Source organism: Azospirillaceae bacterium, from assembly GCA_028283825.1.
In the GTDB taxonomy this organism is placed as follows: domain Bacteria; phylum Pseudomonadota; class Alphaproteobacteria; order Azospirillales; family Azospirillaceae; genus Nitrospirillum.
The window spans coordinates 1,713,628-1,732,921 of the sequence record JAPWJW010000003.1 but is presented as its reverse complement, the minus strand read 5'-3'; the positions used below and the strand labels follow the sequence as shown (position 1 = coordinate 1,732,921).

Sequence of the window (19,294 nt, the reverse complement as noted above, 5' to 3'; positions counted from 1 at the left end):
TCAACCATCCCCCACATGGGCGGGTGGCGTTCGGACGCTTCCAAGAGGGCCATGGCGATGTCGTTCCTGAACACCAGCAACCAGACCCAGTCGGCGGGGGCGTCCAGCCTACTGGGGACACAGGGCGCCGGCACCTCCGCCGGCGCATCTTCCACCAGCAGCAACCTGTCGACGGCGCAGACCGACAGCGCCTTCGCCGACATGCTGAAGGGGGACGACGATCCCCAGTCCATCTTGAAGGACATGACCAGCGGCGGCATGCAAGGCTACTGGTCGTACCAGATCAAGCAGATGAAGCAGAAGGTGGCCGAGGACACCCTGCAGTCCAAGGGCCTGACCGAGGCGGACGTGGCCAACATGCCGCCGGACCAGCGCGCCGACCTTGAGCGCACCATCATGCGCGAGGTGGAGCAGAAGGTCCGCCAGATGACCAATGCCGACAAGAACGGCAAGACCGGCCTGCTGGACAGTGGCGGCCAGGGTGCCGCCACCACCGGCCAGGCGGCCTATGGCGCTCAGGCGGCCAACGCCAACAACCAGACCGGCGCCCACAGCGGCGTTCCCATCGCCGGTGGCGACACCCTGCAAGGCATCCTGTCCACCCAGGAAATGCAGAACTAGAGCAGATCGCGTAAAGGCGGAATCGCCTTGAAGCGTGGATCTGCGCGCGAACAGGCTCGACTAGAGCCGGCTGTGGTTCCGATTAGAGCGGAACGCGATCAGGTGGAATCACCTGATCGTGTAAATCCGCTCTATCATGAACAGCTTAAGAGCAAGATGCGATCATGCCTGATCGCATCTTGCTCTAAACGCAGCCGGCTCTAAGTCAGCGGGATGGGCGGCCCGCCATTCGGGGAACCCCAGCGCAGGGTGGTGACCAGGCGGCCCGCCGTGCCGTCCTCCAGCGTGATGCGTTCCCATCGCATGCGGCTGCGGCGGATCAGCAGGTCGGCACGGCCGTTGGTTTCGGTCTCCAGATCCAGCACGCTGTCCGGCCGTTCGTACCAGCCGGCGTCGGCCAGGCCGGCCTCCGCCGCCAGGATCTGTGGCGTGGCGTAGGGTAACAGCGGCACGCCCAGCATGGTGCTGGCCGCCATTGTCCATTCCGCCTCCCGCGAGGGTGAGGCCGCCAGCAGCCGGTGGCTGCGGTCGCAGATCAGGTGCACGGGCAGGGTGGAGTGGCGCACCAGGCGCTTCAACGCGCCGTCGTGCCCCGGTTGGGCCTGGGCCAGCGCCTGGTCCAGCAGGCGATGGATGCGGTCGGCATGGTCCGCGTCCGGCGCGGTCTGGCCCCGTTCCCAGCGCGACACCGTCGCCTGGGTCACCCCCAGCAGGTCGGCCACGTGGCCTTGTTTCAGGCCGCGCACCCGGCGCAGGCGCCGCAGGTCGGCGACTAAGCTTCGGCCATCCGTCATCTTCGCCCCCTGAAAAGCGAAAGGGCGGCCCGCTGGACCGCCCCTCACCTTACCCCCTAAAGGCGCCATTCGGCACCCCGGCCAAGCGTCAGTGCGCGGCGGCGGGGCCGCTCTGGATGGTGCCGGAGATGGAACCGCCGTCGGCGATGCTGATGCGGCCGTAGCGGATGGTGCCGTCGACCTGGCCCGTTTCCCCGATGGACAGGGTGCCCGTCACCTCGATGGTGCCGGTGGCGCGGCCGGAAACCTTCATGCTTTCCACCACGGCGGTGCCTTCGAAATGGCCCCCCTCGGCCACTTCCAGGACCTTCACTTCCTTCAACTGCACGTCGACCAGGCGGCCGGCCACATGCAAGGTATGGCAGTGGGAAATCTTGGCGCCTTCGATCCGGGCTTCCGGCGAAATGGTGGTCACGCCACCCGGCAGGTCGGCCGCCGCTTCCGCCTGCGGGCCGCCGTTCAGGCCTGGCCGCAGGAAGCTGCGCGGATCGAGGATGTCACTGGCCATCGGTCCCCCTCATTGTCCGGCGTGGCCGGCACCTAAAATCCCCATGACGCATCTTCGCCCCCGCCGAAACGGGCCGGACGCTTTGAAACTCTTAAGCGTTCCTGGGGTTTTTCGCAACATCTCCCACGGGATCTTACAAGATCCCGCCCGGTCCCCGTGTCGCCGTGCATGGCAGGGGGGAGGCGGAATCGGGCTGGATACGATTGACGGGGGCCCGCGCGCGCACAATAGTCGGCGGTTCCAAAACCCCGGTACGGGCGCCGTGGGCTTCCCCGGCCGGCTATAGATTTGCAATACCTTGTTTAAAACAAAGGAGTGTCTGGCCGTGATTCCTGTCGTGATGCCGACCTATTCCCGTATCGACGTTGTGTTCGATCGGGGTGAGGGCTGCTTCCTTTACGACACCACCGGCCGACGATTCCTGGATTTCACCAGCGGCATCGCGGTGAACGCCCTGGGGCACGCCCACCCCTATCTGGTGGAGAAGCTGACCGAGCAGGCGCATAAGCTGTGGCATACCTCCAACCTGTTCCGCGTGGCGGGGCAGGAGAAGCTGGCCACCCGCCTGACGGAGCTGACCTTCGCCGACACCGTGTTCTTCACCAATTCCGGTGTCGAGGCGTGGGAATGCGGCATCAAGACGATCCGCAAATACCATTATGAGACCGGCCATCCGGAGAAGAGCCGCTTCATCGTCGCCGGCGGCAATTTCCATGGCCGTACCATGACGGCCATCGCCGCCAGCGGCCAGGACAAGATGGTGAAGGGCTTCGGCCCCCTACTCGACAGCTTCGACCGGGTCGCCTACGACAACCTGAACGAACTGCGCGCCGCCATCACGCCGGAGACGGGCGCCATCCTGGTGGAACCCATCCTGGGCGAGGGCGGCATGCGTCCGGCCAGCCTGGACTATCTGCGGGCCCTGCGTGCCGTCTGTGACGAGTTCGGCCTGTTGCTGTACTTCGACGAGATCCAGTCCGGCATGGGCCGCAGCGGCAAGCTGTTCGCCCATGAATGGGCCGGCATCACGCCGGACGTGATGTGCATCGCCAAGGGCATCGGCGGCGGCTTCCCGCTGGGCGCTTGCCTCGCCACCGAGAAGGCGGCCCAGGGCATGGTGGCCGGTACCCACGGCAGCACCTTCGGCGGCAACCCGCTGGCGACCGCCGTGGGCAACGCCGTGCTGGACGTGATGTTGCAGCCGGGATTCCTGGACAACGTCATCGCCAAGGGCGCGTTGCTGCAGGGCAAGCTGGAGGCGCTGGTGACGCGCCATCCCAAGGTGCTGGACAGCGTGCGCGGCAAGGGCCTGATCCTGGGCGTGAAGTGCGTCCTCCCGGCGGGTACGCTGGTTGATGCGCTGCGCGACAACGGCATGCTGGTGGTGTCCGCCGCCGAGAACGTTATCCGCATCCTGCCGCCGCTGATCGTGGGCGAGGCGGAGATCGATGAGGCCATCGCCATCCTGGACCGCACCTGTGCGGCCTTGGCGGTTTGACCAAGGGACCCTGAGACATGACAGATCATGCCAAGAAGGTCCGGCATTTCCTGGACATCAGCGACTTCGACGCGGCCACGCTGCGCGACATCCTGAACCGGGGCCTGGCTCTGAAGAAGACCGTCGGCACGCCGGCCCATCCGCAGCCGCTGAAGGGCCTGACGCTGGCCACCATCTTCGAGAAGCCGTCCACCCGCACCCGCGTCTCGTTCGAGGTGGGGATGCGCCAGCTGGGCGGTGAGGTCATCACCCTGACGGGCCGAGAGATCCAGCTGGGCCATGGCGAGACCATCGCCGATACCGGCCGGGTGCTGTCGCGCTTCGTCAACGTCATCATGATCCGCACGGATCATGAGGCCAAGGTGCAGGAGATGGCGGGTGCCGCCACCATCCCCGTCATCAACGGCCTGACCGACACCTCCCACCCCTGCCAGATCATGGCGGACATCATGACGTTCGAGGAGAAGCGCGGGCCGATCGAGGGCCGCGTCGTCTGCTGGAGCGGCGATGCCAACAATGTTTGCCAGAGCTGGATCCACGCCGCCGCCCGCCTGGGCTTCGAGGTTCGCGTGGCCGCACCCAAGAGCCTTCAGCCGACGGACGGGACCATCGCCTGGGCGGCGGCCGAGGGTGCCCGCCTGACGGTGACCGAGGACCCGCGCGCCGCGGCCGAGGGGGCGGACATCGTGGTGACCGACACCTGGGTGTCCATGCACCACAAGGACGCGCCTGCGCGCATGGCATTGCTGGCCCCCTTCCAGGTCAATGACGGGCTGATGAAACTGGCGTCCCCCGACGCCATATTCATGCATTGCCTGCCGGCCCATCGGGAGGAGGAGGTGACCGCCTCCGTCATCGACGGGCCGCAGTCCGTGGTCTGGGATGAGGCGGAGAATCGCCTGCACGCCCAGAAGGGCATCCTGTCCTGGTGCCTGAACGTCTAAGCGTTCGGGTTGCTGGACTGGGTGTCCGGCCCGAATGTTCTACATGGCCCCGATCGGCGTGCCCGCCGGTCGGGTGCCTTTGTTTTGGGGTACGCGATCATGACCACCGCCGCTGTTTCCACCGCCACTCTCACCCCCGAATTCGACAAGGTGCAGCCCTTCCAGCTGGACCGGTCCAACCTGCGCGGCCGCATGGTGCGCCTCGGGCCCGTGCTGGACGAGATCCTGGGCCGGCACGCCTATCCGGGCCCCGTCGCCCAGATGCTGGCGGAGACCATCACCCTGGCCACCACGCTGGCGGCGGCGCTGAAGTATGAGGGCGTGTTCACCCTGCAGACCAAGGGCGACGGCCCCATCCGCCTGATGGTGGCCGACGTCACCAGCGCCGGCGCCGTGCGCGGCTACGCCCAGTTCGACGAGGACGCGCTGAAGACCGCCCTGGAGGCCCCTGGTGACAAGGCCCCCGTGCCCACCCTGCTGGGCAAGGGCTACCTCGCCTTCACCGTCGATCAGGGGGAGCACACCCAACGCTACCAGGGCATCGTCGGGCTGGAGGGGGAGCGCATGGACGATTGCGTGCGCCACTACTTCACCCAGTCGGAACAGCTGGCCACGGGCATCGTCGTTCACGCCGGCCTCTCCGACGCCGGCAAGTGGGCCGGCGGCACCATCATGCTGCAGGCCCTGCCCGATGAGGACGCCGGCGGTGTCGTGTCGGACGCCAAGCCCAGCGACCTGGAGGACGATTGGCGGCGGGCCATGGCCCTGCTGTCCACCGTCACCCCGGGTGAGATGCTGGACCCGGCGCTGCCGGTGAACGACGTGCTGTTCCGCCTGTTCCATGAGGAAGAGGTGCGGGTCTACGATGCCCACGATTTGGCCGCACAGTGCCGCTGCTCGCGTGAGCGGGTGGAAACGGTGCTGAAGTCCCTGCCGCGGGATGAGGTGGCCGAACTGAAGGTGGACGGCGTGGTGGAGGTCGCGTGCGAGTTCTGCAGCATGGCCTACCGCTTTGACGACGCCCAGTTGGCCGCTGTCTACGGCGCGGAGTTCTGACAAAGGTTCCCTCAATCGCCGGGCGCCTGCGTCCGCTGGCTTGGGCTTCCTCGGTTTCCAGTCCACTGACGTTTCCCGGAAACCTGCGGCGGACGCGGTCGCGTCCTACCACGACCTGGGGCGTTGCCTCAGGTCGTGGGCGCGGTATCAACCCCTGGCCGGTTTCGTCCGGGCATGACGCCCACGGCGATGCCGGCCAGCACCCCCACCAAGCCCAGGGCATGGGCCAATGCCGGCCGCTCCCCCAGCAGGAACAGTGACGGCACCAGCACGGTGACCGGCAGCAGGCCGGTGAAAAGACCCGCCTTGCTGGCCGGCACCCGCGCCGCACCCTTCAGCCACAGCACCACCGCCACCAGGCCGTTGCCCAGCGAGGCCGCGGCGTAGAGCGCCCATAGGCCGGGCGGCAGGGCCGCCCACAGCGCCATCAGGCCCATCCCGTGCGATGTGGCGACGGCGAAGGGCAGGGACAGCAGTGCTGCCGCCAGGTTGGCCAGGAAGGTGGCGGCCAGGGGCGATACGCCGGCCAGGCGCCGGGCGAAGACGTTGTACAGCCCCTCCGACACCACCGCCCCCATCACCAGGGCGTTGCCCCCTACCGAATCGGCGGTACCACCGCCATGCGCCCCGGACGCCAGGTTAAGCGCGGCGATGCCGGCGATGGCGAGGGCGATGGCCAGCGTGCCCTGGGCCGTCAGCCGTTCGCGCAGGATCACGGCGGCGCACAGCGCGGTGGCGGCGGGGATGGTGCTGGTCAGGATGCCGGCGGTGGTGGCGCTGGTGCCGCGCAGGCCGTACATCAGGAAGACGTTGAACAGCACCATGCCGAACAGCGACAGCCAGGCCAGGCTGGCCCAGTCGCCGCGGCCGGTCGGCAGGGCGGCCCGCCCGCGCAGCAGCATCCACGGTGCCAGCGCCACCGCCACCAGCGCGAATCGCACGTCGGCCGCCACCAGGGGCGGCACGGTCGCCACCGCCATCTTGGTGACGGGAACCGACAAGCCCACCAGGATCATGGCGGCGGTGAGGTGTAGATAGGCCAAGCGCATGGGCGCCACTGTAGCCCGGCATTCCCCGACCTCAACATCCCTGTTGAAGCCAGGGTCGCCAGCGCTTACTTGCAGGACCTGACTTTTGCTTTCTCCCAAGGAAAACGACGATGACGACCGAAACTGCGACCGTGGCCGGCGGCTGCTTCTGGGGCATGGAAGATTTGATCCGCAAGGTGCCGGGCGTGGTCGACACCCGCGTGGGCTATACCGGCGGCAAGCTGGAGCACCCGACCTACAAGGAAGTGAAGACCGGCACCACCGGCCACGCCGAGGCGATCGAGATCACCTTCGATCCGTCCAAGCTGGCCTTCCGTCGGTTGATCGAGTTCTTCTTCCAGATCCACGATCCGACGACCACCGACCGTCAGGGCAACGACATCGGCAGCCAGTACCGCAGCGCCATCTTCTACGCCTCGCCCGAACAGAAGGCGACGGCCGAGGAAGTGACGGCGGAGGTCGAGGCGTCCGGCCGTTGGCCGGGCAAGGTCGTCACCCAGATCGTGCCCCTGGGCGCCTTCTGGGAGGGTGAGGATTACCACCAGGACTATCTGGAAAAGAACATCGGCGGCTACACCTGCCACTGGGTGCGCCCCGACTGGGTGCTGACCGGCAAGTAAGCCTGCGTCCCCACGTTTGAAAAGGCCGTCCGTCAGCGGGGCGGCCTTTTCCGTGGGGGATGCCGGCCCGCGATCTTCAGCGGAATGCGACCCGGGAACGGCGCTTCAGCCTTGGGTCCAGTTCAAGCCATTCACGGACCGAATCTGGATCTGCTGTCGGCCGGTCTTGATCGAGCCCTGCCGGCTCAGTGTGATCAGGGACCGGCTGACCACTTCACGGCTGGTGCCCAGCATCGTCGCCAACTCGGCATGGGTCGGGGCCGGGCGGATGATCCCGCCATCATGCAATTGGTTGGATTCCCGGGCCAGTTCCTCAATGGCGCGGCGCAGGCGCGCATCCAGCTTCATGGTGGCGATCTCGAAGCTGAGATTGGCCAGGCGGTCGATGCGGGTGGTCAGCTCCTCAATCAGGCGCCGGGTGATGGCGGGAAAGCGCTCCATCAGCGTGCGGAAATCGGCAGGGCGGAAAGTGACCAGGGTGGCCGGTGTGGTCGCCACAACCTCCACCTCACTGGGGTGGTTGGCGATGAGCGCGCCCTCGCCAAAAAAGTCGCCGGGCTTGATCCGCCCCACCGCGAACACCAGGCCATTGGGCGCCACCTTGCGCTGGGTAAGGCAGCCTGATGCCACCACGTAAAAACCGCGACAGGCCTCCCCTTGGTCAATCAGCACCTGCCCTTTGCTGACCGCGATTGACCGGCCTATCGATTGCACGATAGGCAATTCATTCTCGCTCAAATCCGCGAACAGCGGCACTAGGGCGACGGGCAGGGCGAAGCCGGCCGCCGCCTTGCCGCCCGGGAGCAGATCGATGTCATCAACCGTCTTCATCCCTGATCCTTTTTTTGCTGACGTCGGCGCCTCGACGCCCCGCGATGCCGGCTAGCGAAAATTTACGCGCTGGATACTTGGAGCGACATTGCAGGCGGCCATCAGTTGGCCCGAGATGCGATAGCGCGCCGCGGTCGCATCATTGGACAGGCCCACTTTCGGATCCTGCTCACCCGCATTCGGCACGGCGATGGAACGAATCGGGATGGTTGTGTCCAAAGCATAAGTCACGTTAACGTTATTGGGCAGATAGTCGTTTATGTAGGTCGGTGCGGACACCATATATCTTGTACCTTGCGTCGACTTTTCATCGCGAAAGGCATCGATTTCTCGATAGTTGACAGCGGAATCTATGTCGTAATAGGCAGTTTTATAGATATTTGCGGTCTTTTCTAATTTATAGAATGAATTCCATAAATTAACCGGGGCGTTGTTTATCGATTCTATATAACCGTCATTTGTAGATTCGATGACTCCTTCGCACATGTAACAAGGAAGAAGAGAACTAAATAGAACAAATTCTCCATTTTTTTCTGTGCACTCAAAAATATTTTTCGCCAAACTGCTCACACTGTTTCTGTCTTTCCATTTTGTTGGGAACATTGCAAATGATTCTACTTTATCAACGCCAATAACATTAACAGCGCTCAGAAAATCCAAGACTATGGACATGCGTACTTCTGCGTGTGCGGCTCTATTGACTCCTTTAATGTTCAATGATCGCATCATGGTGTAGTGCCTGTCGTATTTGTATTCTTTGGAGAATTTTCTTAAGAAGACTGCTGCGCCAATATTAAAGTCACCGTTGTTCTTTGTCTTTGGCATTGAAGTCCAGCGATCTGCGATGTCAATCAGAACTTGACCGAATCCACCACCCTGACTCTGAGAAAATGCGTCACCAACAACGTCTGATATTCCTTCATAAATCATATCAAACATATTTCTACCATTTATATAACCATCTTTAATAAATTCATTATTGTATTTATTTATCATTTCTTTTATAAAATCATCGCTGATTTCGACAACGTGATTTGTAGAAACATTTATATTCAGAATGTTATTTATTGCTCCTGTTATGCTGAAATTTCCATTTTGTCTATCCAATTGAATATTTGACGTGTGTGTGAAGATTTCATTTTGGCCCGATCTTCCGTCGTGCTGATATATCGAAATGCCTCTGCCATTCTGGTTATCACGTGAGGCATTCAATCCAATTTCATTATTGCATATGTAAATAAACGGAAGTGTCGCGTAGCTTATATAATTATCTATTTTTTTTCCATCTTCAATGTTAATGACCACGCCAATAAGATCTGCTGATGCAATATTAGCAGGAATGTCAATTCTATTGCTTCCTACTTGAAATTTGTTTTTTAGGGATATTAATAGTAACTGGGCATAGTTACTGAATATACCAAGAGAGAAATCTTGGGTTTTTGGATCTTTCATTTTTGAGTCTTTGCAATAAATGACATAAGTTCCGCTATCTGTCCCATCGCTGAATGTTATATTTGCAACAACACCAAAGCTTCCATCATTTTTTTCCATATTAACCTCCTCTGTATGTGTTGGACGGGGAGTAACGGGCATTTTTTCGCCCGGCTGTGCTAGGGAATGACGGCGCCTAGGGTTTAAGGGAGGGCCAAGCCGCATTATCCGATCTCCAGGTGGGGCAGACGTGCCTTCTGACGTCCGGCAGGATTTCGACGCGATCTGGGCGCGCGCGTCCGGCCCGTCAGAGCCAAAAGCGCTTAAGGGGGGACCCAAGAAAAGGGACCCGCGTGAACGGGCCCCTTATCCTCGTCAGCCACCGGTGGCCGCGTTGGCCGACAGCATCTGGGCGATGGCGATGGCGTCGGCGATGGTGTCCAGGCTGTAGATCTGCATGACGCCCTGGGTGGTGGCGGCTTGGCCCAGGATGTTCTGGTTGTTCTGGGTGGTCACGGCGTTCTCGAACATCAGGCCCGTCGAATGCGACGCCACCTGGTAGAGCGAGCTCATCGCCATGGCGGGGGATTCAGCCACGACCTTGACATTGGCCTGGGTCACGGCATCGGTGATCTGGGGGGAAACGGTGGTCATTAGACTCTCCTCGGTTTGTCTTTGTAGGTGTTTCTTCGGCGATTACTTTGGTAAGTAACCGCCGAAGTGGATTACTGACCATTGTCAGCTAACTATTTTTTCCGAATATATTTTTGAATATTATTTCTGCGTGTGTTTATTCTCTCGGTGATGCGATTTTGAAGATCCGCCAAGCGCGCTGCGGCCTGCAACTGCATTCCTTGGGCAGCAAGCTGCGGTTGATCCGATGGAGCCTTCTGGCTAGCCGCCAGATCTGCGAGTTGCTGAAGGAGAGGTCGGACTTCGACCATGATCGCCTCAAGCACTTCGGCTTTGATCTGTTCAACAATTCCACTGTTGCCGCGAATTTCATTCTGCTCATGGCTTCCGTCGCCCATATTGACCTCACGCGGGTTTGGTTGTGCTGGCCAGGCCCGGCGGGCGTGATGCCCGTCAGATGTTGGCGAAGCTGTTGGCGATGACCGCTGTGCTGGTGGCGAAGGTGGTTGTGGCCGTCTGCGAGGCGGTGATGTCCGCCAGCAGGAGCGTGCCAGCCGCCTGCTTCGCCGGATCCTGACTGGCTACCATCGCCAGCGCTTTGGCGGTGGCGGTGATGTAGATCTGTTCCATGCTTTGCATGAAGGTGCGGGTATCTTCGCCGATCATGGCTGCCACTTGACCGGCCGCCGCCATGGTGAAGCTGCCGATCACATCGCTGCCCAGGCCGTTCGGATCGGCGTCCACTGTCGTCAGGGCGGTGATCGGTAGAGCAAAGGCCTCCGCTTTACTTTCTGAGGCGCCGTCTGGCGGCGTTTCCTTCCCGTTGTCCCGGTTGCCGAAGAATGGAAAGGCCATCTTGCGATCCTCCGCTCATGCGTTTGCCATTTGAGCTCAAGCTCGTGAGAGCTTAAGCGCCGCTCAGGACCTTCAGGGCGTTGGCCACGATGGATGGATTGAGCGCGTTCAAGTTTTGTTGGTTGGAGGACGCGTTCTGCATGGTCAGCGAGAAAGCCTGTCCGGCAGCCTGGTAAAACATGCCCAATGCGACGTTGGGGCCCGCCGCGATGACGCTGGTGGCCGATGTGGCTACGCTGTCGACGATCTGGGGGTTCACTGAATCTGACATATCGCCACCCGATGATTTTCTTGGGGACTGCGCGTTGCCTGCCACCAGGCGGGCTTGCAGGGATTCAGGTAACAAATCGTGCATGGGCGGTAAGTGACTTTTGTTTCATAGGGTGTATTTCTTACGTATTTACTCGTTTTTCGTGTTTGCGTGGAATGGGTGGCGGCATCCCGTGTCCAGGCAAGGCAGGGATGGCGCAAGAGATGGAAGGGATTGGGGGAGGCTGTGGGGACGCTGTAGCGGGCGCCGAAGCCTATGGCCAAGCGGAACGGGGCAATCCTGTCCACCGCCCGTAGGCTTATTGCCATGATCACGTTCCATGGCGTGGCGGAGGAACGCATCCGACGGGTCAGCCCTTTCAAGCCGACTACGCCGGCCTCCTGGCCCGATCTGGTGGGGGGAGTATAGCGGTTCTTCGGTGGTGTTTTGTCACCACACCACAGCCCTGACCGAGGGTGACCACGGTGATCGACCCGATGATGGCGCGGCGTTCCACCGGTTGATGGAACTGAAAGTCCGGGACTTGATCGGCGCCGGCCACGGCGAGCGGCCGGCCGGGCTGGTTCAGCGCAATGTCTACCGTGACCGCGATTGACACACCCGCGCCGGCACGGTGGAACTGCGCATCCCCAAGCTGTGCAGGCAGGCTACTTCCCGGGCTTCCTGGAACGCCGCGGGCAGCCGTGCGCCGGAAAATACAAAGGCCCGGCTGACGGATCAGCCGGGCCTTTGTATTTGGTGGAGCTAAGCGGGATCGAACCGCTGACCTCTACAATGCCATTGTAGCGCTCTCCCAGCTGAGCTATAGCCCCGAACCTTTGAATTCGGTCCCCGCCATCTGGGCAACGGCGGTGAGGCCGGGAATATGCGCAGATGCGGGATGGAGATCAAGTGCGCAGTTGTGGCGGGACCCTGGCATGTGCGCGCTGCAAGGAAATGGCGCCACAAGGGGGCGTTCGCGCAAGAATAGATGATGTCGGCGCAAATTCTGAAAGGCTGAAAACACAAAAGGCCGGCTGAGTCGTCAGCCGGCCTTTTGGATTTGGTGGAGCTAAGCGGGATCGAACCGCTGACCTCTACAATGCCATTGTAGCGCTCTCCCAGCTGAGCTATAGCCCCAAACCATTTTAACTCTGTACCGCGCCGCCTGGGGGCTGGCGTGGTGTGGGCGGGAATATGCTCAGATGCGTCGGCCGGATCAAGAGAAAAATTCGGAATTCCGAGCTTTTTTTTCGAAACGGCCAACGCCCTGATTTCAAAGGCCTATTAGCGGTCTTCGTCGCCTTCGACGTCGACCACTTCACCCATGTCATCCTCGTCGCCCAGTTCCTCGGCGTCTTCCAGCAGCACGTCCTCGTCATCATCGCCGGGAACGTCTTCAGCCGCCGCGTCCGCGGCCAGGTCATCGACCTCCAGGTCGACCTCGGCCTCCTCGAGGACCTCTTCCTTTTCCTCGTCCTCGGTGTCCAGCGGCGACTCGTCGTCGTCCGACGACGGCACCACCTTCTTCGGCTCATCCGCCAGGATGGGGCGGGCGCGACGGGACTTCAGCAGGGCCTCGGGATCGAACACGGTCGAGCACGAGGGGCAGGTCGGCGGATTCTTCCGCATGTCGTAATAGCGGGTGCCGCAGTTCGGGCAAATCCGCTTCGTGCCCCATTCCGGTTTCGCCACGGCAATCCTCCGTAAAAGCACACGCGACGAACGACCCGGGCAGACCGTTTCGGCGCACATATAAAAAGGTACAGACGCGGGCGTTTGCCATGAAGCCCGCCCCCTGTCAAACGTGAATCCGTGAAAGGCCCCAGAAGGTGCCGCTTTAGCGCAGGCAAGCTATCCATGAAGGGGGGCTTGCCGCCTTGCCAGGCGGGGGCGGCCGGGCCCATGCTGAACCTTCCCCCGTCATCCCGTCCGGCTCAGGACCGCCCCCTTTCGTGCCCATGATCCAGTCTCTCCCGGCCGCCGCGCCCCCCATTTCCTGGACATCGACCCCGGTGTCGGGCCTGACCGGCACGGCATTGGTACCGGGCGATGCCGCCATCGCCACCCGTGCCCTGGTGCTGGCGGCGCTGGCGGTGGGGGAAAGCGTGGTGACCGGCGTGCCCGAGGGCCTGGCGCCCCTGGCTGATGTCCTATGCATGCTGGGCGCCCAGGTCGCGCCGAGGGAGGCCGGCGTCTGGCGGGTGCATGGCGTGGGTGTCGGGGGCCTGCGCGCGCCGGTGGGCCTGGTCGACGTTGGCGACAACGCCCTGGCCTTCGCCTTGCTGGCCGGCCTGCTGTCCACGCAAGGGCGCGACGCCTTCCTGGTGGGCGGCGGGCCTGGCAGTGCCGCCTTCCTCAAGACGGCCCTGGCGCCGCTGGGGCGCATGGGGGCCGCGTTCATCAGCAATGGCGGCGGCCCGCTTCTGGTGCGGGGGACCGGCGGCCCCGTGCCCATCGACTTCCGTCCCCGGACGCCGGTGCCGTGCGATGTAAAGTCCGCCCTGGTGCTGGCGGCGCTGAACACCGCCGGCCGCACCACGGTGGTGGAGGACAAGCCCACCGCCGATCATACCGAGCGCCTGTTGCGCCATTTCGGCGCGGCGATCGCCGTCCAATCCCAGGCGGACGATGTCCGCAGCGTCAGCGTGACGGGGGAGCATGAACTGAAGCCCGCGCGTGTGGATGTCGCGGGCGATGTCACGCTGGCCGCCGCCGCCCTGGTCGCCGCCACGCTGGCCGTTGCCATTGGGCGCCCCGGCGGGGCCGACCTGGTCCTGAGGGGGGCCGGCATGAACGACCACCGGGCCGCCCCCTTGCGCCTGCTGCGCGACATGGGGCTGGACCTGGCGGCGGAGGGCATCCGGGAACAGGCGGGGGAACCGGTGGCCGACCTGCGCCTGCGCCCGGCCGCTACCCCCTTGCGCGGCATCGCGACGGTGGGGGCGCAATTGGGCGCCGGCGAGTTGGCGCTGCTGGCGGTGGCGGCGCTGGGGGCCGACGGTGTCACGTCCGTGCGCGGGTTGTCCTCCGGACTGGCCGGCACGCTGGCGGCGGCGCTGTCCGCGTGTGGCGGTGCTGTCGAGGGCGGTTTGGACTTCCTGACGGTGACGGGGGGCCGGCCCGTGCCCGGTGGGGCGACGGTGCGCGTGCCGGCGGCGATGGCGCCCGCTTTCCTGGCGCTGGGCACGGCGACGGCGGCGCCGGTGACGGTGGTCGTGAGCGATGGCCGCTTTCCGGTGGAGGCCGCCCGCCTGCTGAACGCCCTGGGCGGCGCTTGCCAGCCGGGGCCGGGCGGTGTAGGCCACGGTCCCGATTCCACCCGCTAGGCGCAGGCACTTCCATGACCGCATCCTTCGTTGTCGCCATCGACGGCCCCGCCGCCAGCGGCAAGGGCACCCTGGCCCGCCGCCTGGCGGCGACGCTGGGCTTCGCCCACCTGGACACGGGCGCGCTTTACCGCGCTGTGGGGTTGACGGTGCTGCGGGCCGGCCATGCGCCGGACGACGTTCCGGCCGCCATCACCGCCGCCCGGGGCCTGGACGCGGCCACCGTGCTGCCCCTGATGAACGACCCGGCCTTGCGGCAGGACGCCGTGGCCACCGCCGCCTCCAAGGTTTCGGTGGTGCCGGAAGTGCGGGCCGCGCTGTTGGATTTCCAGCGCAATTTCGCCAGCCATCCCCCGGCGGGCGCCAAGGGGGCGGTGCTGGACGGGCGCGACGTCGGCACGGTGGTCTGTCCCGGGGCGCCGGCCAAGCTGTACGTGACCGCCGACGTTGAGGTCCGCGCCCGTCGCCGTTTGTCGGAGTTGCGCAATACTGGCGCTGAGGCTATATACGAGGCCGTCCTGGAGGACATGAAAGTCCGTGATGCGCGTGACAGTCAACGGGCGGTGGCACCGCTGAAGCCCGCTGTCGACGCGTTTTTGCTTGATACGTCCATGATGGATGCCGAACAGGCCTTCATCGCCGCCATGGATTTCATCCGCTCCAGACCCGCGTTTCCCGACTTCCTTTAAAACGGACGGTTTGGCCGCGCGGCCCCCAACTCAACCCAAGTCGCCGGGCATGGTGTCCGACGCCATGGGCCAAGTTAACCCACCGTCGGCCGGGCGTCCGCCGGAGGGTTGGAACGGGCTTATGCTGGATCCACTCAAGGAGTTTAAATGGCCCAGGTTTCCGCCGCCAAGTCCCCCGACCGTGGGATGAAGGAAAGTTTCGCCGCCCTTCTGGAAGAGTCGCTCGGCACGAGCGAGAGCCTCGAAGGCACGGTGGTTAAGGGTACCGTTCTCAACATCGAGAACGACATGGTGCTCATCGACGTTGGCCTGAAGTCCGAAGGCCGCGTCGCCCTGAAGGAATTCGCCGTCCCCGGTCAGCCGGTCGAGCTGAAGGTGGGCGACACGGTCGAGGTCTACCTCGAGCGCATGGAAGACAAGCACGGCGAAGCCATGCTGTCGCGCGAGAAGGCCAAGCGCGAAGAGGCCTGGACGCAGCTTGAGCGCGCGTTCACCGAGCAGCAGCGCGTCACCGGCATCATCTTCGGCCGCGTCAAGGGCGGCTTCACGGTCGACCTGTCGGGCGCCGTGGCCTTCCTGCCGGGCAGCCAGGTGGACATCCGCCCGGTGCGCGACATCTCCCCGCTGATGGGCACCCCGCAGCCCTTCCAGATCCTGAAGATGGACCGCTCGCGCGGCAACATCGTCGTGTCGCGTCGCGCCGTTCTGGAAGAGAGCCGCGCCGAGGCCCGTTCGGAGCTGGTGGCCAACCTCAAGGAAGGCCAGGTTCTGCAGGGTGTGGTCAAGAACATCACCGACTACGGCGCGTTCGTGGATCTGGGTGGTGTCGACGGCCTGCTGCACGTCACCGACATCGCCTGGCGCCGCATCAACCACCCGTCGGAAGCCCTGCAGATCGGCCAGACCGTCACGGTCCAGGTCGTCCGCTTCAACTCCGAAACCCAGCGCATCAGCCTGGGCATGAAGCAGCTTGAGGCTGATCCGTGGGAAGGCGTGGAAGCCAAGTACCCGGTCGGCGCCAAGTTCAAGGGCCGCGTCACCAACATCACCGACTACGGCGCCTTCGTGGAGCTGGAGCCCGGCATCGAAGGTCTGGTGCACGTCTCCGAGATGTCCTGGACCAAGAAGAACGTCCACCCCGGCAAGATCGTCTCCACCTCTCAGGAGGTCGAGGTCATGGTGCTGGACGTGGATCCGCAGAAGCGCCGCATCTCCCTGGGCCTCAAGCAGTGCCTGGACAACCCGTGGGAGACGTTCGTCGACAAGTTCCCGGCCGGCACCGAGCTGGAAGGCGAGGTCAAGAACATCACCGAATTCGGTCTGTTCGTTGGTCTGCCGGGCGACATCGACGGCATGGTCCACATGTCCGACCTCGACTGGAACAAGTCGGGTGAAGAAGCCATCCAGGACTTCAAGAAGGGCGATCACGTCCGCGTGAAGGTTCTGGACGTCGACGTGGAAAAGGAACGCATCAGCCTGGGCATCAAGCAGCTGGCCAGCGATCCGTTCGAAGCCACCGTCGCCGGCGTCAAGAAGAACGACGTCGTCACCTGCACCGTCACCGCCATCACCGAGGGCGGCATCGAGGTGTCGGTGGTCGACGGCTTCACCGGCTTCATCCGCAAGTCCGACCTGTCGCGTGAGCGTTCCGAGCAGCGCCCGGACCGTTTCGCCGTCGGTGAGAAGGTCGACGCCAAGGTCACGCAGATCGATCGCGCCAGCCGCAAGATCGGTCTGTCGATCAAGGCGAAGGAAGTCGAGGAAGAGAAGGCCGCGATGGCCGAGTTCGGTTCGTCCGACTCGGGCGCTTCGCTGGGCGACATCCTGGGCGCCGCGCTGAAGCGCGCCCAGAAGGACAAGGACGAGGTCTGATCCTGACCAGCCCTCTCGGGGGCTGACAGGACCAGGAATCATCCGGTTCCGATGTTGAGGAAGGGCCGTTCCCGGGAAACCGGGGGCGGCCCTTTCTTTTTTCGTAATGTTCCCTCAAGCGCCGGGCGCGGCCATCCGGTCGCTTGGGGCTTCCTCGGTTTCCAGTCCGCTACGCTCCCCGGAAACCTGCGGCGGCGCCGGTGGGCGCCTACGGCGGCACGAGATGGCATCTCGTACCACCGTTTACCGGGCTGGCGGCTATGGGGCGGCGCCTCCTCCGAAAGAGGGCCCCGGCCGAAAGGCCGAGCCCGGACGGCTAGGCCGCCGGCTTGCCGAAAACGGTGATAATGCAAGAGTATGAAGACCTTACCCTTGCGCGGACGGGTCGGCTCCGGCACAGTTGGGGTGGGACGGGTGGCGACCGGCCGGTGTTTGCCGACCTTGGGACGCCCCCAGTGGAAACTGGGGCACCAAGGGAAGCGGTGCCTGGTGCCGGGACCCGCTAGGCGTGGGATGGATGTGATCCCCGCCGCGTCCTGCCGGGAGGCACCAACGACACGAAAAGATAGCGGCCCAACCTGCATTCGGGCCGTTTGCCCAAGGGGGAATTGCCGATGACCAAATCGGAACTCATCATGCGGCTGGCGGAACTCAATCCGCACCTCTATCAGCGCGATGTGGAAAAGATCGTCACCACCATCTTTGACGAAATCACCGAGGCCCTGGCGCGGGGTGACCGGGTGGAGTTGCGCGGCTTCGGTGCCTTCTCCGTCAAGCGCCGTGACGCCCGCACCGGCCGCAATCCGCGCACCGGCCAGTCGGTGGACGTGGAAGAGAAGTTCATTCCCTTCTTCAAGACCGGCAAGCAGCTGCGCGAACAGTTGAACACGGACTGATCGGCCCCATCTGTGGGGTCCGGCCCTGGTGATGCCAGGGCCCTTCTGAAGGCCGCCTGTGCGGCCGCCCCCGGTCTCATGGGGCGGTCCGGGGCGGCCGTTGGCAGTGGAGCGACGTGTTGCGTTACCTTTCCTGGATCGTATCCATCCCCCTGTCCCTGGTGGCCATCGTCTTCGCGATTTCCAATCGCGACGGCGTGACCCTGGGGTTATGGCCGCTGGTCGATACGATCACCGTGCCGGCGTTCGCGCTGGTGCTGGTGTCGCTGGTGGTGGGTTTCGCCATCGGTGGGGTGGTGTCCTGGCTGTCGGCCGGCCGGCACCGCCGCGCGGCACGCAAGGAAAAGGCCCGCGCCGACCAGGTGCAGCGCGACCTGGATGCCGCCCGCCTGCACGCCGCCGACCTGGAAAAGCGCCTGGTCGCGGCCGAACGCGCCGCCCCGGCCCCGGTGTCGGGCGAGGCCAAGGTCATGTCCCTGCGCTAATCCTTAGCGTGCCGCCTTTTCTTCCTCATCCAGCTTCTTGTTCAGCCGGGCGGTGACGGTGTCGGCATGGCGTCGGCAGGCGCTCGCGTCAACCAGCGGCTCCGTGGCATTGGGGCCCAGCCGTGACCATAGCCGGGCGGCGTCGGGGTGCGGCGTCAGCAGGATGTCGCAGGGCAGGGCCGCCACGGCGGCGATGGCCTGGCGGAAGGCCGCCACCACGCCGGGGTGTGCCGCCTCATCCCCATACCGGTAAACCGCGTCGCTGTAGGCCGACAGGCTGTCGGCGTAGATGACATGCAGGCAGCGCGCCTGTTCACAGCTGTCCCAGGTCCAGGTGGTGGCGCCCGGCGTGTGCCCGGGGGTGGCGTGCGCCGTCAGCTTCAGCTGCCCCAGGGTCACGACCTCACCGTCCTGGATGCGGTGCACGTCGCTGACCGGGGGGAAGGGATCGATGCTGAGGTACTGCGGGTCGCCCCGGTCGCCCTTGCCGCGTTCCAGGGCCGCGGCCGCGGCCGGCAGGGCCAGCACCGTGGCGCCGGTGTCGCGCTGCAACTGGGCGATGCCGCCGGCATGGTCCAGGTGTTCGTGCGAATTCAGGATGTAGCGCACGTCCTGCAATTCATAGCCCAGGGCCTTGATGTTGGCCTCGATCATCGGCGCCGCCTTTTCCGTGGCGCCGTCGATCAGGATATGCCCCTGGGCCGAGGTGATCAGGATGGCGCTGAGGCCGCAGGTGCCGACGTACCAGGTATCGCCGAAGATGTGCTGGGGAGCGGCCGGCGTGTTCCAGTCCGCCCCTTCCTTGCAGGCCGCCGGTGCCGCCGCCGGCTGCGCCCGGGCCGTGGCCGTTGCCGCCAGGGGGGCCGCTGTCAGGGTGAAAGCGGCCAGAAGCAGGCGGCGCGCAACGGTCATCAGCATTTCCCCGCGACTATT

At 64.1% G+C, this 19,294-nt stretch carries 21 protein-coding genes and 2 tRNA genes; 10 read left to right on the top strand and 13 right to left on the bottom strand.

The window, feature by feature from the left end; translation table 11 throughout:
- The first annotated feature begins 51 nt into the window (after positions 1-51).
- Positions 52-621 carry a hypothetical protein gene (locus PW843_19795; GenBank protein ID MDE1148818.1) on the top strand — a complete coding sequence of 190 codons (570 nt, stop codon included), beginning with the start codon at positions 52-54 and terminating at the stop codon, positions 619-621.
- Between the two features lie 200 nt (positions 622-821).
- Here the strand turns inward: PW843_19795 and PW843_19790 are convergent, their stop codons facing one another.
- Positions 822-1,415: a helix-turn-helix transcriptional regulator gene (locus PW843_19790; protein MDE1148817.1), complete on the bottom strand. Its 594-nt coding sequence runs from the start codon at positions 1,413-1,415 to the stop codon at positions 822-824.
- An 88-nt stretch (positions 1,416-1,503) separates the two neighbouring features.
- Positions 1,504-1,923, bottom strand: coding sequence for a polymer-forming cytoskeletal protein (locus PW843_19785; GenBank protein ID MDE1148816.1), 420 nt, complete (start codon positions 1,921-1,923; stop codon positions 1,504-1,506).
- 325 nt (positions 1,924-2,248) lie between these two features.
- Between PW843_19785 and PW843_19780 the strand changes: the two genes are divergently transcribed.
- The 3 genes from PW843_19780 to PW843_19770 all read left to right on the top strand — a co-directional run bounded on the left by PW843_19780 (position 2,249) and on the right by PW843_19770 (position 5,421).
- Positions 2,249-3,421 (top strand): aspartate aminotransferase family protein, encoded by a 1,173-nt coding sequence (locus PW843_19780; GenBank protein ID MDE1148815.1) that lies wholly within the window; start codon positions 2,249-2,251, stop codon positions 3,419-3,421.
- Between the two features lie 17 nt (positions 3,422-3,438).
- Positions 3,439-4,365 (top strand): ornithine carbamoyltransferase, encoded by a 927-nt coding sequence (gene argF, locus PW843_19775; GenBank protein ID MDE1148814.1) that lies wholly within the window; start codon positions 3,439-3,441, stop codon positions 4,363-4,365.
- Positions 4,366-4,464: 99 nt separating this feature from the next.
- Positions 4,465-5,421 (top strand): Hsp33 family molecular chaperone HslO, encoded by a 957-nt coding sequence (locus tag PW843_19770; GenBank protein ID MDE1148813.1) that lies wholly within the window; start codon positions 4,465-4,467, stop codon positions 5,419-5,421.
- A gap of 128 nt (positions 5,422-5,549) precedes the next feature.
- Here the strand turns inward: PW843_19770 and PW843_19765 are convergent, their stop codons facing one another.
- The gene (locus PW843_19765) at positions 5,550-6,470 is read right to left on the bottom strand and encodes a DMT family transporter (GenBank protein MDE1148812.1); all 921 of its coding nucleotides are present in this window, start codon (positions 6,468-6,470) and stop codon (positions 5,550-5,552) included.
- Positions 6,471-6,580: 110 nt separating this feature from the next.
- Between PW843_19765 and msrA the strand changes: the two genes are divergently transcribed.
- Positions 6,581-7,090 (top strand): peptide-methionine (S)-S-oxide reductase MsrA, encoded by a 510-nt coding sequence (msrA, locus tag PW843_19760; protein ID MDE1148811.1) that lies wholly within the window; start codon positions 6,581-6,583, stop codon positions 7,088-7,090.
- Between the two features lie 105 nt (positions 7,091-7,195).
- Here the strand turns inward: msrA and PW843_19755 are convergent, their stop codons facing one another.
- From PW843_19755 to PW843_19715, 9 genes are all read right to left on the bottom strand, one after another.
- Positions 7,196-7,921 carry a Crp/Fnr family transcriptional regulator gene (locus PW843_19755; protein MDE1148810.1) on the bottom strand — a complete coding sequence of 242 codons (726 nt, stop codon included), beginning with the start codon at positions 7,919-7,921 and terminating at the stop codon, positions 7,196-7,198.
- Positions 7,922-7,972: 51 nt separating this feature from the next.
- Positions 7,973-9,472, bottom strand: a complete 1,500-nt coding sequence (locus PW843_19750; protein ID MDE1148809.1) for a hypothetical protein — start codon at positions 9,470-9,472, stop codon at positions 7,973-7,975.
- 255 nt (positions 9,473-9,727) lie between these two features.
- Positions 9,728-10,006 carry a RebB family R body protein gene (locus PW843_19745; protein MDE1148808.1) on the bottom strand — a complete coding sequence of 93 codons (279 nt, stop codon included), beginning with the start codon at positions 10,004-10,006 and terminating at the stop codon, positions 9,728-9,730.
- Between the two features lie 92 nt (positions 10,007-10,098).
- The gene (locus tag PW843_19740; GenBank protein MDE1148807.1) at positions 10,099-10,383 is read right to left on the bottom strand and encodes a hypothetical protein; all 285 of its coding nucleotides are present in this window, start codon (positions 10,381-10,383) and stop codon (positions 10,099-10,101) included.
- Between the two features lie 55 nt (positions 10,384-10,438).
- The gene (locus PW843_19735; protein MDE1148806.1) at positions 10,439-10,840 is read right to left on the bottom strand and encodes a hypothetical protein; all 402 of its coding nucleotides are present in this window, start codon (positions 10,838-10,840) and stop codon (positions 10,439-10,441) included.
- A 52-nt stretch (positions 10,841-10,892) separates the two neighbouring features.
- Positions 10,893-11,195 carry a RebB family R body protein gene (locus PW843_19730; protein ID MDE1148805.1) on the bottom strand — a complete coding sequence of 101 codons (303 nt, stop codon included), beginning with the start codon at positions 11,193-11,195 and terminating at the stop codon, positions 10,893-10,895.
- A gap of 652 nt (positions 11,196-11,847) precedes the next feature.
- Positions 11,848-11,923: transfer RNA gene (locus tag PW843_19725), tRNA-Ala, on the bottom strand.
- 231 nt (positions 11,924-12,154) lie between these two features.
- Positions 12,155-12,230 (bottom strand) — tRNA-Ala (locus tag PW843_19720).
- 147 nt (positions 12,231-12,377) lie between these two features.
- Positions 12,378-12,785: a TIGR02300 family protein gene (locus PW843_19715; protein ID MDE1148804.1), complete on the bottom strand. Its 408-nt coding sequence runs from the start codon at positions 12,783-12,785 to the stop codon at positions 12,378-12,380.
- 266 nt (positions 12,786-13,051) lie between these two features.
- On the opposite strand from PW843_19715, the gene PW843_19710 reads away from it, so the two are divergent.
- The 5 genes from PW843_19710 (at position 13,052) to PW843_19690 (ending at position 18,361) form a co-directional block, all read left to right on the top strand.
- Positions 13,052-14,419 (top strand): 3-phosphoshikimate 1-carboxyvinyltransferase, encoded by a 1,368-nt coding sequence (locus PW843_19710; protein MDE1148803.1) that lies wholly within the window; start codon positions 13,052-13,054, stop codon positions 14,417-14,419.
- A gap of 14 nt (positions 14,420-14,433) precedes the next feature.
- On the top strand, positions 14,434-15,108 hold the full coding sequence (gene cmk / locus PW843_19705) for a (d)CMP kinase (GenBank protein MDE1148802.1): 675 nt from the start codon (positions 14,434-14,436) through the stop codon (positions 15,106-15,108).
- Positions 15,109-15,255: 147 nt separating this feature from the next.
- Positions 15,256-16,980, top strand: a complete 1,725-nt coding sequence (gene rpsA, locus PW843_19700; protein ID MDE1148801.1) for a 30S ribosomal protein S1 — start codon at positions 15,256-15,258, stop codon at positions 16,978-16,980.
- Between the two features lie 614 nt (positions 16,981-17,594).
- A complete protein-coding gene (gene ihfB / locus PW843_19695; GenBank protein ID MDE1148800.1) occupies positions 17,595-17,876 on the top strand; it encodes an integration host factor subunit beta in 282 nt (93 codons plus the stop codon).
- A 119-nt stretch (positions 17,877-17,995) separates the two neighbouring features.
- Positions 17,996-18,361 (top strand): LapA family protein, encoded by a 366-nt coding sequence (locus PW843_19690; GenBank protein ID MDE1148799.1) that lies wholly within the window; start codon positions 17,996-17,998, stop codon positions 18,359-18,361.
- Positions 18,362-18,364: 3 nt separating this feature from the next.
- Here the strand turns inward: PW843_19690 and bla are convergent, their stop codons facing one another.
- Entirely contained in the window at positions 18,365-19,273 is a 909-nt protein-coding gene (bla, locus tag PW843_19685; protein ID MDE1148798.1) for a subclass B3 metallo-beta-lactamase, read from the bottom strand.
- Positions 19,274-19,294 lie beyond the last annotated feature (21 nt).

Coding starts and splice junctions, on each gene's coding strand:
- PW843_19755 (MDE1148810.1), bottom strand. CDS start 7,921: ATGAAGACGGTTGATGACATCGATCTGCTCCCGGGCGGCAAGGCGGCG.
- ihfB (MDE1148800.1), top strand. CDS start 17,595: ATGACCAAATCGGAACTCATCATGCGGCTGGCGGAACTCAATCCGCAC.
- rpsA (MDE1148801.1), top strand. CDS start 15,256: ATGGCCCAGGTTTCCGCCGCCAAGTCCCCCGACCGTGGGATGAAGGAA.
- PW843_19710 (MDE1148803.1), top strand. CDS start 13,052: ATGATCCAGTCTCTCCCGGCCGCCGCGCCCCCCATTTCCTGGACATCG.
- bla (MDE1148798.1), bottom strand. CDS start 19,273: ATGACCGTTGCGCGCCGCCTGCTTCTGGCCGCTTTCACCCTGACAGCG.
- PW843_19740 (MDE1148807.1), bottom strand. CDS start 10,383: ATGGGCGACGGAAGCCATGAGCAGAATGAAATTCGCGGCAACAGTGGA.
- PW843_19795 (MDE1148818.1), top strand. CDS start 52: ATGGCGATGTCGTTCCTGAACACCAGCAACCAGACCCAGTCGGCGGGG.
- msrA (MDE1148811.1), top strand. CDS start 6,581: ATGACGACCGAAACTGCGACCGTGGCCGGCGGCTGCTTCTGGGGCATG.
- argF (MDE1148814.1), top strand. CDS start 3,439: ATGACAGATCATGCCAAGAAGGTCCGGCATTTCCTGGACATCAGCGAC.
- PW843_19730 (MDE1148805.1), bottom strand. CDS start 11,195: ATGCACGATTTGTTACCTGAATCCCTGCAAGCCCGCCTGGTGGCAGGC.
- PW843_19745 (MDE1148808.1), bottom strand. CDS start 10,006: ATGACCACCGTTTCCCCCCAGATCACCGATGCCGTGACCCAGGCCAAT.
- PW843_19735 (MDE1148806.1), bottom strand. CDS start 10,840: ATGGCCTTTCCATTCTTCGGCAACCGGGACAACGGGAAGGAAACGCCG.
- PW843_19750 (MDE1148809.1), bottom strand. CDS start 9,472: ATGGAAAAAAATGATGGAAGCTTTGGTGTTGTTGCAAATATAACATTC.
- cmk (MDE1148802.1), top strand. CDS start 14,434: ATGACCGCATCCTTCGTTGTCGCCATCGACGGCCCCGCCGCCAGCGGC.
- PW843_19770 (MDE1148813.1), top strand. CDS start 4,465: ATGACCACCGCCGCTGTTTCCACCGCCACTCTCACCCCCGAATTCGAC.
- PW843_19790 (MDE1148817.1), bottom strand. CDS start 1,415: ATGACGGATGGCCGAAGCTTAGTCGCCGACCTGCGGCGCCTGCGCCGG.
- PW843_19765 (MDE1148812.1), bottom strand. CDS start 6,470: ATGCGCTTGGCCTATCTACACCTCACCGCCGCCATGATCCTGGTGGGC.
- PW843_19785 (MDE1148816.1), bottom strand. CDS start 1,923: ATGGCCAGTGACATCCTCGATCCGCGCAGCTTCCTGCGGCCAGGCCTG.